Below are 16,362 nucleotides of genomic sequence, written 5' to 3' on the forward strand. Positions count from 1 at the left end.
CGGGCGTCCGCGCGGACGCCCGGCCGGTGTGCGGGGACGGGGGTCAGCGCAGCGCGGCCTCGGCGTACGGGGTAACGGTGACCGTGCCGAGCAGGCCGTAGTCCTGCTTGGCGGCGGTGTAGACGTCGGGGCGGAACTGCTTCAGTCGGTTCATCAACGTGGTGGCGATCGTGACGGCCAACGTGTGGGAACCGGGCTTGAGGCTGCCCAGGTCGATGACGGGATTGAGCTGGTTGACGGGGGCGAGCGCCTTGCCGTCCAGCGCGGCCTCGGCGCTTCCGGCCCCGAGGGAGCCGAGGTCGAGGGTGGCGCCGGCCGTCGACTTCCAGGAGGAGGGAACGGTGAAGGTGGTGGTGTAGATGCCGATGCCGGAGGCGTCGGACAACCCGTCCAGGTTCTGCCAGGAGGTCGGCTTGTCGAGGGTGAGGTGGTGGATCGTCCGGGTGGTGGCGTTCGCGGCCGTCCCGGTGGCTCCCGGATGGGTCGGGGACCAGTCCTCGACCTTCAGCTTCCAGTCGTTCAGCGTCAGGGCGGCCGGTACGCTGCCGATCTCCGCCGTGGCCCTGCGCCCGTCGCTCAGCGTGGCGGTGTGGCTGCCCGCGGTGGTGGCTCTGGCGACCAGGCCGGAGGGGGTGTGCCGGACCTCGGTCGACGCGGTGACCGCGTGCAGGCTCTTGTGGTGGCAGCCGAAGTCGCGGCTCGTGCTGACCGCGATGACCACGGCCTCGCCGGCCCTGGCCGAGAGCCCGACGGTGACGTGCCCCTCGGTGCGGTCGTCGTAGACGCCCAGCGGGGTGACGTCGCCGGTCCACGGGTCGATCCGGTACGGGGTGCCTTCGGCCTCCAGGGTGACCGAACCGGACACCGCTGCGGAGGAGTTGTTCAGCAGGAAGTAGTACGTGGTCCCGTCGTCCTCGCGGCGGGTGTGCAGCAGTCCGCCGATGCCCGACGGCACGCCGGACGCCGTGACCCCGAGCTTGCGCAGCGCGGCCGGCACGTCGGCGACCGCGGCGGCGACGCGGACGTGCGGGTGGGCGGTCAACTCCTTGAGGACGGTGACGAGCGCCTTGTCGCGGGCGACGGCGTCGGACAGACCGGTGGTCCCGGTGGGCAGTTCACCGAGCAGGACGACGGGGAGGCCCGCCTTGGCCAGGGCGAGGATCCGCTTGGCGCTGTCCAGGAGGATCGTGGACAGTCGGGGCACGATCAGTGCCTTGTAGGCGGGACCGTCCGCGGCCAGCCGTCCCCGCTTCACCTTGGCGGCCGGCAACCCGAGCAGCCCCCAGCTCAGGAGTTGGTACGAGAAGCCGGCGCCGGAGAGGGAGCCGTCGTCGAAGACGGTGTCGGCGGAGTCGAACTCCTCACGGTAGACGGCGAGATCGACCCTGTGGGTGCCGGACTGGAGCAGCGTGTGCACTCGCGCCATGTACCCGGAGGCACCGTCGATGACCTGCCACTGCGGCTGGCGCGGCCCCCACGCCTCGGCGAAGTTGATCGGGGCGCCCATGGGCGCCCACGGGTAGAAGCCAGGCCACTGGCCGGCCGGCGAGGAGGCGTACGGGAAGCCGTGGATGCGCACCTGGTTGACGCCCAGCGCGTAGCCGGGGTTTGCGGTGGTGATCAGGTCGGCCAGGGTCAGACGGTAGGCGCCGTTGACGTTCGCGCCCATCTCGCTGGAGAGCACCTTGCCGGTACGGCCGAGATCACGGCCGGCGGCGACCAGACGGAAGGAGTCCGGCTTGCCGCCGAAGGCGAGCGACTCGCCCTCCGGCACACCGGTACTGGCCGACGAGTAGGCGGTGTCCAGCGGGGCGCCGTACGCCTGGTTGCGCAGGCGCATGCCGAGCGTCCGGGCCCAGTCGTCGAGCAGGGTGACGTGGTTCTCGACGAACAGGTCGCTGAGGGTCTGGTGGTAGTCCCAGCGGACCCGCTCGGGGGTCCTGCCGCTCGCGAAGGTGTACGCGGCCTTCGCATCTCCGTGCGCCAGGAACAGGTACGGCTTCAGCGAGTAGCCACGCCGCCTGGCGAACTCCTTGAGCATGTCCGGGGTCCAGTGGACCTCGACGTTGAACTCCAGGGAGTCCTCGAAGAAGTTGCCGCCGATCCGGCGCAGCAGGCCGCGCATCTCCGCGGTGAGCAGCTTCTTGTCCCACCAGTTGGTGACGGCCCGCCCGCCCTTGGCGCCGAAGTGGTCGACGACGTAGGCCTGCGGATCGGTGAAGGGGTAGTGGTAGCCCTGGTAGTAGACCTGCTTCTCGATCATGGCGGTGCCGCGCGAGTAGCTGGCGACTATCACCCACTGGCCGCCCGAGGGGGCCGTCCAGTTCAGCGTCCCCTTGCTCACCTTGGAGGTGATGTCGACGACGGTGGACTCCTCCAGGACCAGTGGGCTCGCGGTGCTCGAACCGGAGATCCTGGCCGCGTGCACGGCCTGGAGGACGTCGGTGACCGTGACCTCGGGCAGTCCGGCGGCGACGCCGCTCGGCTCGGAGTGCGGGGCGGGCAGGGCGGCGGAGTAGGCGGTCCCGCCGTCGACGACGGTCTGGCCGTAGGTCAGTTCCTTCATCGCCTCGTCGTCGTCGGGCAGGATGCCCGGGACGACCGTCGGCCAGTAGGGGCCGAGGGTGAGGTCGGCCTGCATCCCGTGCCGGGCCGCCGTACGCAGCGCCGCGGTGACCCCGTCGTACTGCCGGGAGTACACCTCGTAGGCGGCACTCGACGGATTCGACATCTCCGACGCCATCACGACGAACAGCTCGATCAGGCCCGGCTGGGACAGGTGCCAGCGGGAGCTCTCCACCATGCCGCGCAGCATGACGAGCACGCCCGCTTCCACGGGGACGCGCTTCCACCACTCCTCCGCCGCCTCGATGCGGTGATGGACCACGGCGAGCAGCAGATGGTGCTTGCTCGGAAAGTAGTGCAGGACCCCGCTGTCGGTGATCTCCACGTCCTTCGCGATCTGGGCCATCGAGACGTTCTGGTAACCATCGGCGGCGAACTGCCGGGTCGCGGACTCGATGATCTTCGCGCGCCGGGCGACTCCGACCTTGTAAGCGCCTCTCCGGCGTGCGGTAGCCATGCGCCCAAAATATGCGACACCCCGAACGGTCCGGAGCACGTCTGCCGCACGCTGCGGCCGGAGCCCCCGCACAGACGGGCTCCGGCCGCGGCCCTACGCCTGCCAGTGGTTGGCGTTGGTCGCGCCGTCCGGGCCGGCCAGGTAGCCGACGAACAGGCCGCCGGGGTCGCGTGCGGCGATGATCTTCCGCAGGCGTTCCCACGACGCGTCGGAGACGAAGCGCAGCTGGCGGCGGGCGAGGTCGGAGTCGCCGAGGTACTGGCCGACCGTCACCGGCTGGAGGTCGGCCATCGCGCCCGCGAGCCACTCCTGGTGCCGCGCGTCCTCGCTCTCGTCCTCCCAGAGCACATAGCTGGCGAGGTATATCTCGCTCTGCAGGGAGAACGCCATGTCCGGCAGGTCCCGCAGCGGCGCCATGCTGAACCAGATCGTGAACGCCTTCGCGTTGGGCAGCGTGGTGTGGACGCGGCGGGTGGCCGCCACGACGTCCGCGGGCGTTCCGGAGATCCAGGCGTTGTCGACCGCCCAGCGGTGGCCTTCGGGGTTCGCCGCGAGCTGGCCCTGCCGTTCGTCCTCGAACGTGGTCGGTTCGTTGTCGACGACGAACAGGGCCCGCTCCAGGGTCGGGTTCGTCCGGAACGGCGCGAGCGCCCGGTCGGCCTCGTCCGCGTCGTCGACTATCGCCACGGCGGTCACCAGGAGCACCGGTTCGTCGCCGAGGCCGGGCTCGGTCTTGGTCAGGGCGACGATCTCGACGCTGTCGGCGACGCTGCCGTGCACGGTGTGCAGCCAGGTCATGACCTCGTCGAAGTCGCTCAGCGCGAAGCCCTGCACCGTGTGCGCCAGGTGGCGCGGGTGCGGCAGGGTCCGCAGGTGGAAGCGGGTGACGACGCCGGGGAACCCCGGTCCCGCGCCGCGGGCGGCCCAGTACAGGTCGCTGTGGTGTTCGGCGTCGGCCCGGATCGGCTCGCCCTCGGCCGTGACCACGTCGACGGCCGTGACGTACTCGGCGGCCCAGCCCCGGCCGCGGGCGTTCCAGCCCTGCCCGCCCTGGAGCAGGAAGCCGCCGATGCCCACGGTCGGGCAGTGGCCGCCGGGGAAGAACCGGCCGCGCGAGGCCAGGTAGGGCGCCAGCTCCATGCCGCCCTGGACGGACGGGGTCGCCGTCACGACCTGCGTCTCGGGGTCGTACGACATCTCCTTGAAGCCGCCGAGGTCGAGGACCAGGGCGTCCTCGCGCAGCGACCACTGGGCCCAGCTGTGGCCGCCGGAGCGGACGGCCACCTGCCAGCCGCGGGCGCGGGCGAGCCGGACGCCGGCCACGACGTCCTGCTCACTGGCGACCCGCAGGACGGCCGCCGGGGTGCGGTCCGGCAGGCGCCGGTTGAAGACCCGGTCGACGGCTGCGTCGTCGAAGCCGGCGTCGCCGCGCAACAGGAGTTCGCCGTCGAAGTGCGGCAGCGGCGCGCTCACGCCTGCTCCGTCACGGCGTGCAGGGTCTCGCCCATGACCCGGCCCGGGTCGGCGCCCGGGGTCTCGGGGTGGATCTCCCACTCGGCGAGCCGGAGGCTGTTGTCGAGGACCATCCGCACCCTCGGGAAGCGGCGGGCCATGAACGCGGGCAGCACGTCGTCGATCTTGTCGTCGCCGGCGAGCATCTCGGCCAGGACGACGGCGTCCTCGGCGCACATCGCGGCCCCCTGGGCGATGAGCGGCGGGCAGGCGTGGGCGGCGTCGCCGATGATGACCGTACGGCCGCGGTACCACGGGGACTCGACCCGCATGGCCTCGATCCACTGGTAGTTCACGATCGCGTCGTCCGCGATGCCGTCGCGCACCTGTCCCCAGACGCCGCCGTAGCCCTGGCCGCGCTCCTTGAGGACGGCGCCCTTGGGTCCCTCCCCGATGAACGACCGGTCGAGGTTGCCCTCGATGAGGAAGACGTAACAGAGCTCGTCGGAGATCGGGGTGTAGCCGGCCTTGAACTTGGGCCCGCCGTAGTACACCTCGGAGCAGTCCATGGCCTGCGGGCGGCGGGCGACGGTGCGCCAGATGCCCATCCCGACCGGGGTCGGCTCGTCGGTGATGCCGATCATCCGGCGGACCTTGGAGCGGATGCCGTCGGCGCCGACGAGCAGGTCGACCGTCTCCCTCGTGCCGTCGGAGAGTTGGACCGTTATCGCGTCGCCGGTGTCCTCGAAGTCCTCGATGGTGGTGCCCAGTCGCACGTCCACACCAGCGGCCGGCAGGTCCGCCGCGATGATGTCCGCCAGGTCGCCGCGCAACGCACCCACGGTGGGCGGGACTTCGGGGCCGCCCATCGGCGGGGTGGCTATCTCGACCATGAGGCTGCCGTCGGCGTGGCGCAGGCGGACCTTGTCGAAGGCGTAGGCGTGCTCGGCGAGTCGGTCGTAGACGCCCACCGACTTGAACGCCTTGAGCGCGTTGCCCTGCAGGGTGATGCCGTGGCCGACGCCCCCGAGGTCGGTGCGCAGGTCGACCAGGACGACCTCGATGCCCCGCTTCCTCAGGGCGAGGGCGAGCACTCCGCCCGTGATGCCGCCACCGACGATCAGGACGCGACGGGTCTGCGAATCGGGCATGTGGGGTCCTTCCTTGGATGCGTTACGCGTCACACACTCGCCCCTCCCGGCCTGCGGGAGAACCCTTCACGAACTGATACCTGTCATCGCCGGGCCATGGCCCCTGTGAACGTGATGTCTGGCATCGCCACGAGCGCTTATGAGGGAGGTCGGACCCGGTCCTACTGTGAGGGCACTCGCGCATTCCGCGAACAACCGCCCCTCCCCCTCGAAGGAGTCACCCATGGCCTACGTCGTGACGGCGATCTGGACCGCACAGCCGGGACAGGAGGATGTCGTACGGGACGCCATCGAGAAGCTCACGCCGCCCTCCCGCCAGGAGCCGGGCAACCGTTTCTACCAGGCGTACGAGAGCCCCGAAGAGCCGGGCGTCTTCCGTCTGTTCGAGATCTACGACGACGAGGCGGCGTACGCGGCGCACGGCGCGTCGGAGCACTTCGCCGAGTACGGCCACGGCCAGGCGATCCCCGCGCTCGCCAGCCGTGAGCGGGCGTTCTACGAGACGATCGGCTGAGGTTCGATGAAGCTGGCTGCCTTCCGTCGCCGCACCGAGCCTCCCGGCGCGCGCCGCGTCGGGCTGGTGGTGGGCGACGGGCCGCGGTGGTGGATCCATCCGTTCGAGGCGGGCACCGAGATGGTGTCCCTGCTCGCCTCGGACGCCGCGAGCCGCGAGGCGGCCGCCGACACGGCCGCGCGGGCGGACGGGATCCATCTCAGGGATGTGGTGCTGCTGCCGCCCGTCTATCCCGTGGCGATGCGGGACTTCCTCACCTTCGAGGCGCACGTCGACGGCATGGAGCGCGGCCATGGGAACCCCGGCCCGCCCGAGGCCTGGTACGAGGCCCCGGTGTTCCTGTTCATGGCGCCTCACGCGGTGACCGGTCCCCACGACGACATCGCGATGCCGCCCGACACCGCGCGCCTCGACTTCGAGCTGGAGATCGCGGCCGTGATCTGCCGGGACGTCCGCAACGCGAACGCCGAGCAGGCTCGCGCGGCCATCGGCGGCTACTGCGTGATGAACGACTGGTCGGCCCGCGACGTGCAGAGCCGGGAGATGACGCTGAAGCTGGGCCCCTCCAAGGGCAAGGACTTCGCGACGACGATCGGCCCCTGGATCGTCACCCCCGACGAACTGGACGGCTGCCGCGACGAGGACGGCTTCCTGGACCTCGGGATGACGGTCGAGGTCAACGGCGTGAGCGTCGGATCCGACCGCTCGGGCCACATGGGCTGGTCCTTCGAGCACCTGGTGGCGCACGCGTCGCGGGCGTCGTGGGTGAAGGCCGGCGAGGTGCTGGCCTCCGGCACCTGCGCCTCCGGCTCGCTCGCCGAGTCCTGGGGCCGCAACGGCGCGCTCGACCCGCCACCCCTGCGGATCGGGGACGTGGTGGAGATGTCGATCGACCGCCTCGGCACCATACGCAACGAGATCGTGGTGCCCGCCGAGGACGTGGCTCCCCCCGTCCCGCCGGCGCGGCGCCGCGTACGTCAGGAGACCTGATCGACCATGGTGTTTCCCACCGAGAACGAGGTCGTCACCCGCAACCCGGCCACGGGTGAGGTGCTCGGCCGCTACCCGACCCACGACGCGGCCGCCGTCGAGGATGCGCTGGCCCGGACCCACGCCGCCGCCGCGGCGTGGCGCGCCACCCCGCTCGCGCAACGCCTCACGCTGCTGGGCAACATCGGCAAGCTGCTGCTGGAACGCCGCGACGACTACGCGGCGTTGATCACCGCCGAGATGGGCAAGCCGGTCTCCGAGTCCCTCGCCGAGATCGACAAGTGCGCCTGGAACTGTTCGGTGGTCGCCGAGAAGGCCCCCGAATGGCTGGCGGACCACGAGGTCGAGGCCGGCCGGTCACGCTCGTGGCTCTCGTACGAGCCACTCGGTGTCGTGTTCGCGGTGATGCCGTGGAACTACCCGTTCTGGCAGGTGATCCGGTTCGCCGCGGGCGCCGTCGCGGCCGGTGACGCGGTGCTGCTCAAGCACGGTCCGGACGTCACCGGGGCCGCGCTCGCGATCGAGGGGCTGTTCACGGACGCGGGCGCGCCGACCGGGCTGCTGCGCTCCGTCGTCGTCGCGGCGCCGGACGTGCCCGAGGTCAGCGAGCTGATCATCCGGGACCCGCGGATCGCGGCGGTGACGCTCACCGGCAGCGAGCGCGCGGGCACGGCGGTCGCCGCGGTCGCCGGTTCCGCGATCAAGCCGTCGGTGCTCGAACTCGGCGGCTCCGACCCGTTCGTCGTGCTCGCCGACGCGGACCTGGAGGCCGCGGCGAAGGCCGCCGTCACCTCGCGGTTCGGGAACGTCGGCGAGAGCTGCATCGCGGGCAAGCGGTTCATCGTGCACGAGGCGGTCGCCGACGCGTTCGTCGCCGCGTTCGTCGAGCGGGTCGCCCTGCTGGACGTCGGCGACCCGACGCTGCCCTCGACGACGCTCGGTCCGATGGCCCGGGCGGACCTGCGCGAGGGCCTGCTGCGCCAGATCCGGGAGACCGTGGCGCAGGGCGCCACCCTGGTCACCGGAGGGGAGGCGCTGGAGGGGCCCGGCAACTTCGTCGCGCCCACCGTGCTCGACCATGTCACCCCGGGCATGACCGCCTTCGTCGAGGAGACGTTCGGACCGGCGGCCGCGATCGTCCGGGCCCGCGACGACGAGCACGCGGTCGAACTGGCCAACGACACCGCGTTCGGGCTGGGTTGTGCCGTGTGGGGCGCCACCGAGCACGCGCTCGCGGTGGGCCGGCGCATCCGGTCGGGCGCCCTGTTCGTCAACGCCGTCGTGGCCTCCGACCCGCGGCTGCCGATCAGCGGCATCGGCCGCAGCGGCTACGGACGGGAGTTGTCGGCCGAGGGCATCCGCGAGTTCACCAACGTCCGTACCGTGGTGGTCGCGTGAGCGGCCCGGCCGCCGGCCGTCTGGACCATGTCGGCCTCAACGTGGCCGATCTGGCGGCGATGAGCGCCTGGTACGGCACCGCTCTGGGCCTGGAGACCGAGTTCTCCTTCGAGGTCGAGGGGGTGAGCCTGCGCGGTGTGATGCTGCGCGGCCCGCACGGTCACCGGATCGAGTTGATCCACCGTGCGGACAACCGGGCCGGGATTCAGGCCTCGGGCCCGCTGGAGGCCGCGCTGACGCGCGGGTTCGGGCACATCGCGCTGGACGTCGAGGACGTCGACGACGCGTACGGCGCGCTGATCGAGGCCGGCGCGACGGACCGCATGACCCCGCGGCCCTCACCCGAGGCGGGCGTCCGCATGGCCTATGTGGCCGACCCCGAGGGCAACCTGATCGAACTGCTCGACCGCACCTCCGCCCGGGCGTCGTCGACCGGGTGATCGGCTCGACTCCCCTGGAAGACCGCCTTGATCGAGGTCATGTACGTCTCGATGCACGTCCTGCGCATGTTCGACGGCAGGCTCCAGGCGTCCCAGATGTTCAACAGCCTCACCGGCTCGGGCGCGCGGTCGGTCTGGGTCCGCTGATGCCCGCCCGACCGCCCGACCGCGATCAGGAAGGGGTGCTGGTCGTCCTGGGCGGCGCGTCGGCCAGGCCGAACTGGGCGGCTTCGAGGGTTCCTGTTCCGGTTCCCGAGGTGTGCACGTCGGCCAGGTCGAGGGTGAGGCTGTTGGCGGAGGCGTAGCGGGTGTACCAGATCTCGTCGATGCCGAGCTTGTCCATGGCGCTCTTCTGGGCCTGTGTGGGCTTGGTGACGTACTGCCGGGCGACGATGAGCCGGTCGGTGTCCGTGAAGGTGAAGTCGGCCTTGTCGCCGCCGTTGTGATAGCTCCAGTGGACCTTGCTGTAGTAGGCGTCGGGGTAGGCGGCCTCGGGGTGCGGCTCGGGGTCGGACTCGACCGCTGTCACGGTGTCGGTGCCGTACGCGCCGACCACGCGCTTGCCGGTCTTGGTGTCCTCCACGAGGAAGACGGGGACCGTGGCGGAGTCGTACTCCTTGCGCAGATGGAGGTCGGCGCCGATGACGGCGTACCGGTCGACGCTGCCGCGGCCCCAACGCCAGTGTGCGACACCGTAGGGGAAGGGGCGGTTGCCCCAGTTGTGGTCGTGGTAGCCGTGTCCGGTGAAGGAGCGCTTCTTCCCGTCGACCGTGACCGTGCCGGTGGCGGTGCCCGACGGCACCACGCACAGCCAGCCGAAGTGGTAGTCGGTGTCGCCGAAGTAGATGATGCCGGTGCCGGGGCGGAAGGGCTGTACGAGGTTGGTCAGTGTCAGGTCCACACCGACATCGCTCGACTGGCCCTTCATGTGGTACGTCTTCAGGTCGCCGGTGAAGGTGAAGGGGCCCAGACGGACGTCGCAGCGGTCCTTGGCACTGGAGAAGTCGCTCCACTCGTAGGTGTGCGCTCCGCCGTGGCCGGTGCCGTCGGGGCCGGTCACGATGACGGCGGACTTGGGTCTGCGTCCGGCCTCGCCGGGTTCGGGGACGAATCCGTCGTCGAGCCGGGTGCTCAGGGTGAAGGAGACGACGGTGCCGTCGTCGCCGGTGAAGTCGGAGTACCACCACTCGAAGACGTTCGGGTCGTCGTTCTGGCCGGCGGTGCGAAAGCCGTCCTCCCACTGCTGGATCCGGTCGGGTTGCAGCCCGGCGCGGGCGTAGTCGGCGTCGGTGTGGCCGTAGCCGTTGGAGGTCAGTCCGACTGCCGACGAATGCGGGCCGGTCCCGGTGGGGCTCGGCGAGGCCGCGGCGGCTTCCGTCTGCCGGGGGCCGGCGCAGCCTGCCAGGGTCAGGCCGGGGACGGCGGCGCCCAGCCCGGCGGCCATGGTGGTGCGCAGGAGGGCGCGGCGGGAGGGGACGGGCCGGGCGCACATGGAGGGCCTTTCACAGCGGGCGGCGGCAGGGGCGTCGTACCCGGGCCTGCAGACGGGGTGATGCTGACGCTTGTCGGCACGTACACGTCTGCACGCACACGTCTGCACGTGGGCGGGTGTGCGTGGACGGGTGCGCGTGGACGGGTGCGCGTGGACGGGTGCGCGTCCACGACGCGGACCCGGGTCTAGCCCGCCTTCGTCGTGGACGCACGGCACACTCGGGGTCAGCCCTCGAAGACCTCGCGGAGCTTCGCCTCCTGCTCACCGCTGAGGTTGGAGCGGATCAGCTGTGCGTGGCCCCCCGGCAGCTCCGCCTTCACCCGGTCCACCACGGCGTCCTGGGTGAGCAGGAAGAGCGCGGAGGTGCCGGGTGTCACCTCGGCCTTCACGGTGTCGATGAGGTCGTCGTCGATGCCGACGTCGGCGAGGCTGCCGCCCAGCGCGCCCGCCGCGGCCCCGATCGCGGCACCCAGCAGCGGCACGAAGAAGATCAGGCCGAAGAGCATGCCCCAGAACGTCCCCGACAGGGCGCCCACGCCGGTGAGGTCGCGCAGCTGCCTCGTCTTGGGCTTCTTCGCTCCCTCGGGCCAGCTGACGACGGCCGCATCGACCACCTTGATCAGTTCCTGCTTCTGCAACCGGAGCAGAGCGTCCTCCGCCTTGTCGGCGCGATCGAAGGAGTCGAACTTCCAGACGGTAAGAGTCGCCACGTTTTTCCTCCAGTACGAAGGGGAGATGCCCAAGGTCGGTGCGACCAGTAAACGATCCGGCTCGAAATGGCGCATCTCGGGACACAGGGCACGTGTCCGGGCGGCGAGCCTTCTTCACAACGCCCCGAGACCGCCGCCGGGGTCGTCTGCGAGGCCACCTCGTGCTCCTGCCGCGGCGGGCGACGGCAGGTAGTCGTCGACGGTGACGGAGTCGTGGAAGCGCGCGCTCCTGGTGGTGAGCCGAACGAGGGCGCGGCTGGGGCGGGCGGGCAGAGCCGAGATCAGGCGGGCGCCCTGGGCCAGTCCCCACACGCCGAGGCGGGACGTGGGGATCAGGGTCTTCGCCGCGCCCAGCGCGACCGCGCGGCTGCCGTGCACGTACTGCGTCATCACCCGCTCGTAGGCGGGGAAGGCGCGCTCGTGGTCGCCGCCCGCCCGGGCCAGCTCTCCGGCGAGGACGTACGCGCCGACCACGGCCAGGCTGGTACTGCCGCCGACGGCCGGTCCGGGGCAGTAGCCCGCGTCGCCGACGAGCGTCACCCTCCCTCTCGACCAGGTGTCCATGCGGAGCTGGGTGATCGAGTCGAAGTAGAACGCCGGGGTGCGGTCGAGTTCCTCGAGCCAGCCGTCCACGTCGGCGTGCAGGCCGGCGAACGCGCCGCGCAGCAGCTCCTTCTGCCGGGGCACGTCGTGGTGGTGGTCGAGTTCGCGCTCGCTGCGGAACAGGAACAGCGCGCGCGCTTCGCCGAGGTGCCGCGCGCCGTACATGCCGGCCGTGCGGCCGACGCCGACGTGGAGGACGAGTTCGCCGTCGAGGCCGGTGGCGTTCGGCAGGGTCAGCACCCCGAAGTGGGCCCCGGTGAAGTCTTCGGCGCGGGACTCCGCGCCGAAGACGAGGTGGCGCACGACGGAGTGCAGCCCGTCCGCGCCGACGACGAGGTCGAAGCGGCGCGGCGCGGCGTTCTCGAACCGCACCTCGCCGTTGGGCGAGATGGCGGTGATCGAGTCGCCGAACACGTACTCGACGTCGTTGCGGGTGGCGTCGCAGTAGATCTCGCTCAGGTCGTCGCGCATGATCTCGACGTGCCGGTCGGAGGTGGCGCCGAAGATCTTGGAGAGGTCCGCCCGGACGGGGCGCCGTGAGCCCTCCCGGTGGACGGTCATCCGGTTCGTGCCGGTGGCCCGCTCCTCGACCCGCGGGAGCACGCCCATCCTCTCCGAGATGTTCACCGCGGGCCGGAACAGGTCGACCGCGTGACCGCCGGTCCTGCGCAGGGCCGGCGCCCGCTCGACGACGGTGACCGAGAAGCCGTGCCGGGTGAGCCAGTACGCCAGCACCGGACCGGCGACGCCGGCGCCGGAGACGAGAATCCGCATGACACTCCCCCAATCGATCGGTTCCGCCGTCGGAACCGACCATGGGTCCACTGTGTCCGCCGCCCCTCGCCGCCGGATTGGACGAATGTTCCCCTCAGCCGGACGGCTGTCGCCGGCCGATGCTGTCGACCACGGCGACCTGCTGGAGGCTCCTTGTCTCGTCGTACACGCCGGTCTCCCGCGGCTTCCCGTCCACGACCTTTGTGGTGAAGCCGCCTCGCACGCGCATGCCGAGGTAGGCGTAGGTGTCGCGGTCGAAGAGGAAGGCGAATTGGGAGCCCGGCCGGGACACGGCGATTCCGGGCCGGCCGAGGACGTCGACCTCGTCCTTGTCGATGCGCACCCCTCGGATCTTGGCGAGCGCCTCGAAGGCGGCGGACTGAAGTCCCGGCGGCATCACGCGCGGTCCCTCCATGAGAAGACACACCTCGATGAACGTCATCATGTCCTGTTGCGGCGAGTCGGGCATGTCGCGACGGAACAGGGCGAGGAGTTCGTCGGGGTCGGTGGGCAGCTTCTCGAGCTTGGAGTAGACGGTGGGCGGCCACGCCACCTCATGGGGGCCGAGCGGCGGATCGTGGTGGACCTTCCCGTACTCCTGTCGGCTGGAGGGCTTGGATCCGTCGACGGACATCCAGCTCTCGTCCGTCCAGGTACGTCTTCCGCCTCCCTTGCGATACGTCCGTTCGACGTACGTCCTGGTGTAGAAGTACTGGTCGTCGCGCGGGACGGGCAGCCGGCCACGGTCGGCCCGCGTGGTGTCGGCGGCCTTGCGCAGGAGCTGGGCCGCGCTGAGCGTGGTGAGGTTCGGCGTGCTCGCGTCGTCGCCGTCCCGCGTGAGCGCGACCGTGACGCCTGCCGCGGCGGCGGCGGCCACACCGACGAAGGCGCCGCGCAGCACAAGGCGTCGGGGCAGCCCGCTTCGTGCGCCGTGACGCGTCTCGTGGTCGATCGCGTCGAGAAGGCGGGACCGGGCGGCGGCGCGCGCCCGGGAGGTGAGCCGGACGTTGCCGGCTTCCCATTCGGGCAGCCCGGTGAGTTCATCCATGATCGTGCTCCTTGGGGGGCGCGGCCGCGCGAAGGGCGTCCTGGGTGTCTATGGACCCGCCGGATCCACGTAGTCGGGTCCGTGCCCGGTGCAGGCGTGAGCGCACGGTGCCGACGGGGATGCCCAGGGATCGCGCCGTCTCCGTGTAGTCGAGGCCGCCCCAGGCGACGAGGAGGAGGACGTCACGGTGGCGGGCGGGCAGTTCGGCGAGCGCGCCCGCCAGGACGCGCGCGGCGCGTTCGGCGCTGTCCCGCTCGGCGATCCGGTCCTCCATCGGCTCGCCCTCCGCGTCGCCCCCGTAGGCCGCCGCGCGCGACAGTGCGCGCAGGCGACGGGCCTCGACCCGCCGATGACGTCCCACGAGATTGGTCGCGATGCCGTACAGCCATGGGCGGGCCTGAGTCTGCGTCAGGTCGTAGCGGCGACGCCGCTGGAACGCGATCACGAACGTCTCCGCCATCAGATCGTCGGCCGCGTCGACGCCCAGCCGCCTGGCCACATAGCGGTGGATGTCGTCGGCGTACCGGTCGAACAGCACGGCGAACACGTCCGGTGTCTCCCAGGACTTCTCCACGACCGAGGCGTCGGAGTCGTGCTCGTGGCCGTCCCGGTCGTCGGACCAGGTACCGACGCCCGGCGAGAGCGTCACTCGTTACCTCTTCGGTTCATGTGCTTCCCCTGAAGTCGTTGGCGTGGACACCAGTGGTTCGCCGATACCACCCTGCGAGTTCCACCTTCACCATGTGACCTGCACCACACCATGCGGTCCACCGCGTCCCAGCCGGGATGAAACAGCGGCAGTACGGGGGTTGACGGTGGCGACAGGGCGATCGCCGATCGCCACATCACCGATCGTCACATCGCCGTCGGACCGCCGTCGAAAGGCAACCTCATGCCCTCACTGCGCCTCGGTGTCTCCCTCCAGCCGCGCTGGCCGCTCGACGACGGAGCCGGCGTGCTCCGCGCCGCACGCCTCGCCGAAGACCTGGGCCTGGACCACGTCGCGGTCGGCAACCGCCTCCTGGACAGTGGCTTCGGCCTCGACACGGACCCGCTCGTCCTGCTGTCGGCCGTCGCGGGAGCGACAACTCGCTTACGACTGCTGACGTCCGTGCTCGTCGCGCCGTACTACCCGGCGCTGGTGCTCGCCAACCAGGCGGCCACCCTCGACGCCGTGTCCGGCGGCCGCCTGATCCTGGGCGTCGGCACCGGCTGGAACCCGGACGAATTCGCCGCCGTCGGCGTACCCGCCCAGGAACGCGGCGCCCGCACCGACGACCACCTCGGCGCCGCCAAGGCCCTGTGGACCCGGCGCCCCGCCGACTTCGACGGACCGTTCACGACATTACGCGCCGCGCGCCTGGGAGTACCCCCGGTCACCGCCGGCGGTCCGCCCGTATGGGTCGGGGGCCACAGCGACGCCGCCCTGCGCCGTGTGCTGCGGTTCGGCGAGGGCTGGTACGGCACGGGCGCGGACGCCGCGGAGGTCACCGACGTCCGGCGCCGCCTGGGCGACCTCGCCGACGCACAGGACACCGACCGGCTGACCCTCGCTTCGGCCGCGTTCCTCACTCCCCCGGGTCTGCCCGCGGCGATTCCGCCGCCGGGACGACCGCTCGGCGGCACCGCGCCCACCGCGGCGAGCGTCGTCGACGACCTCGGCCGGCTCGCCGGGGCAGGGCTCACCGCCTGCACCCTGTGGCTGCCTCTCGCGGCCGAACATGTCGAGCAGGCCATGGAATGGGTCGCGGCCGAGGTGGCACCGCAGCTCACCTGACGTTTCGGCCGGGAGGGCCGAGCCGGTCGCGGCACCGCGGCTCACGGCAACGACCCGCCGACCCGCCGATCCACCGACCCGCCGATCCGCCGATCCGCCGATCCGCCGATCCGCCGATCCGCAAAAACCGGTCGGAGACGGAATCCTCGGCCACGCCACGAGGTTGTGACAAGCATGGCTACTCTCGGACTCATCGGCAGTGGACACATCGGCGGCACACTGGCCCGGCTGGCGGTCGACGCCGGCCTGGACGTGGTGCTGAGCAATTCGCGCGGCCCCGAGACCCTCGGCGACCTGGTCGCGGAGCTCGGCCCGCACGCCCGCGCGGCAACCCCGGCGGAGGCCGGCGCGGCGGGCGACTGGGTGGTGGTGACCGTGCCGCTCAAGGCGTTCGACCGGATCCCGGTGGCTCCGCTGGCCGGGAAGACGGTCATCGACACCGGCAACTACTACCCGGAGCGCGACGGCGAGATCACCGCACTGAAGGACGGCGCCACCACGGAGAGCCAGCTCCTCCAGGGCCATCTGCCGGACGCGCATGTGGTGAAGGGGTTCAACAACATCTTCTTCCGCCACCTGGGCGCGCTGGCCCGCCCGAAGGGGGCACCGGACCGCACCGCGCTGCCCCTCGCGGGCGACGACCCCGCGGCGGTGCGGCACGCCGCCGAACTGCTCGACCTGCTCGGCTTCGACGCCCTGGCGTACGGCGGCCTCGCCGACAGCTGGCGCTCGCAGCCCGGTACGCCGGTGTACGGGCTGCCGTACGCGGGTGACGCCGCCGACTTCATGAACGCCGAGGCCACCCCGGCCGGAGCCGACACCGTCCGCGCCCGCGTCGAGGCGGCCGCCCGCTGACACCTGGCACGCGCCTGTCGGTACGCGTACGGCAGCCCGTACACCGGCGTACCGGGCTGCGAGCGCCAGCTGTCGG

General features: G+C 71.5%; 14 protein-coding genes. 6 read left to right on the forward strand and 8 right to left on the reverse strand.

Going from position 1 to position 16,362, the window contains the following annotated elements:
• Window positions 1-43: 43 nt before the first annotated feature.
• The 3 genes from ACWC24_RS41145 to ACWC24_RS41155 form a co-directional block, all read right to left on the reverse strand.
• Complete coding sequence (locus ACWC24_RS41145; RefSeq protein WP_450668042.1) at window positions 44-3,082, reverse strand: glycosyl hydrolase; 3,039 nt, start codon at window positions 3,080-3,082, stop codon at window positions 44-46.
• A 93-nt stretch (window positions 3,083-3,175) separates the two neighbouring features.
• Window positions 3,176-4,555: an FAD-binding oxidoreductase gene (locus ACWC24_RS41150; RefSeq protein WP_450668043.1), complete on the reverse strand. Its 1,380-nt coding sequence runs from the start codon at window positions 4,553-4,555 to the stop codon at window positions 3,176-3,178.
• A complete protein-coding gene (locus ACWC24_RS41155; RefSeq protein WP_450668044.1) occupies window positions 4,552-5,685 on the reverse strand; it encodes an FAD-dependent monooxygenase in 1,134 nt (377 codons plus the stop codon). The genes ACWC24_RS41150 and ACWC24_RS41155 overlap by 4 nt, the downstream gene beginning before the upstream one ends.
• Window positions 5,686-5,908: 223 nt before the next feature.
• Here ACWC24_RS41155 and ACWC24_RS41160 point away from each other — a divergent pair, with 223 nt between their 5' ends.
• The 4 genes from ACWC24_RS41160 to ACWC24_RS41175 are packed head-to-tail and all read left to right on the forward strand — an operon-like array spanning window position 5,909 to window position 9,027.
• Window positions 5,909-6,199, forward strand: coding sequence for a putative quinol monooxygenase (locus tag ACWC24_RS41160; protein ID WP_450668045.1), 291 nt, complete (start codon window positions 5,909-5,911; stop codon window positions 6,197-6,199).
• Window positions 6,200-6,205: 6 nt separating this feature from the next.
• Window positions 6,206-7,189, forward strand: coding sequence for a fumarylacetoacetate hydrolase family protein (locus ACWC24_RS41165; RefSeq protein ID WP_450668046.1), 984 nt, complete (start codon window positions 6,206-6,208; stop codon window positions 7,187-7,189).
• Window positions 7,190-7,195: 6 nt separating this feature from the next.
• Window positions 7,196-8,587 carry an aldehyde dehydrogenase family protein gene (locus tag ACWC24_RS41170; RefSeq protein WP_450668047.1) on the forward strand — a complete coding sequence of 464 codons (1,392 nt, stop codon included), beginning with the start codon at window positions 7,196-7,198 and terminating at the stop codon, window positions 8,585-8,587.
• Window positions 8,584-9,027, forward strand: a complete 444-nt coding sequence (locus tag ACWC24_RS41175; protein WP_450668048.1) for a VOC family protein — start codon at window positions 8,584-8,586, stop codon at window positions 9,025-9,027. Before ACWC24_RS41170 ends, ACWC24_RS41175 begins: the two co-directional genes overlap by 4 nt.
• 172 nt (window positions 9,028-9,199) lie before the next feature.
• Here the strand turns inward: ACWC24_RS41175 and ACWC24_RS41180 are convergent, their stop codons facing one another.
• From ACWC24_RS41180 to ACWC24_RS41200, 5 genes are all read right to left on the reverse strand, one after another.
• Complete coding sequence (locus ACWC24_RS41180) at window positions 9,200-10,519, reverse strand: hypothetical protein (protein WP_450668049.1); 1,320 nt, start codon at window positions 10,517-10,519, stop codon at window positions 9,200-9,202.
• Between the two features lie 224 nt (window positions 10,520-10,743).
• The gene (locus tag ACWC24_RS41185) at window positions 10,744-11,229 is read right to left on the reverse strand and encodes a DUF1269 domain-containing protein (RefSeq protein WP_450668050.1); all 486 of its coding nucleotides are present in this window, start codon (window positions 11,227-11,229) and stop codon (window positions 10,744-10,746) included.
• A 114-nt stretch (window positions 11,230-11,343) separates the two neighbouring features.
• Window positions 11,344-12,606, reverse strand: coding sequence for an FAD-dependent monooxygenase (locus tag ACWC24_RS41190; protein ID WP_450668051.1), 1,263 nt, complete (start codon window positions 12,604-12,606; stop codon window positions 11,344-11,346).
• Between the two features lie 94 nt (window positions 12,607-12,700).
• Entirely contained in the window at window positions 12,701-13,654 is a 954-nt protein-coding gene (locus tag ACWC24_RS41195) for a CU044_5270 family protein (RefSeq protein WP_450668052.1), read from the reverse strand.
• Window positions 13,647-14,303: an RNA polymerase sigma factor gene (locus ACWC24_RS41200; RefSeq protein WP_450668053.1), complete on the reverse strand. Its 657-nt coding sequence runs from the start codon at window positions 14,301-14,303 to the stop codon at window positions 13,647-13,649. The genes ACWC24_RS41195 and ACWC24_RS41200 overlap by 8 nt, the downstream gene beginning before the upstream one ends.
• Before the next feature lie 243 nt (window positions 14,304-14,546).
• Between ACWC24_RS41200 and ACWC24_RS41205 the strand changes: the two genes are divergently transcribed.
• Together ACWC24_RS41205 and ACWC24_RS41210 are read left to right on the forward strand one after the other, a co-directional pair.
• Complete coding sequence (locus ACWC24_RS41205) at window positions 14,547-15,431, forward strand: TIGR03619 family F420-dependent LLM class oxidoreductase (RefSeq protein ID WP_450668054.1); 885 nt, start codon at window positions 14,547-14,549, stop codon at window positions 15,429-15,431.
• Window positions 15,432-15,605: 174 nt separating this feature from the next.
• Window positions 15,606-16,286 carry an NADPH-dependent F420 reductase gene (locus tag ACWC24_RS41210; protein WP_450668055.1) on the forward strand — a complete coding sequence of 227 codons (681 nt, stop codon included), beginning with the start codon at window positions 15,606-15,608 and terminating at the stop codon, window positions 16,284-16,286.
• The last annotated feature ends 76 nt before the right edge of the window (window positions 16,287-16,362 follow it).

This window comes from Streptomyces sp. NPDC001443 (genome assembly GCF_053597355.1).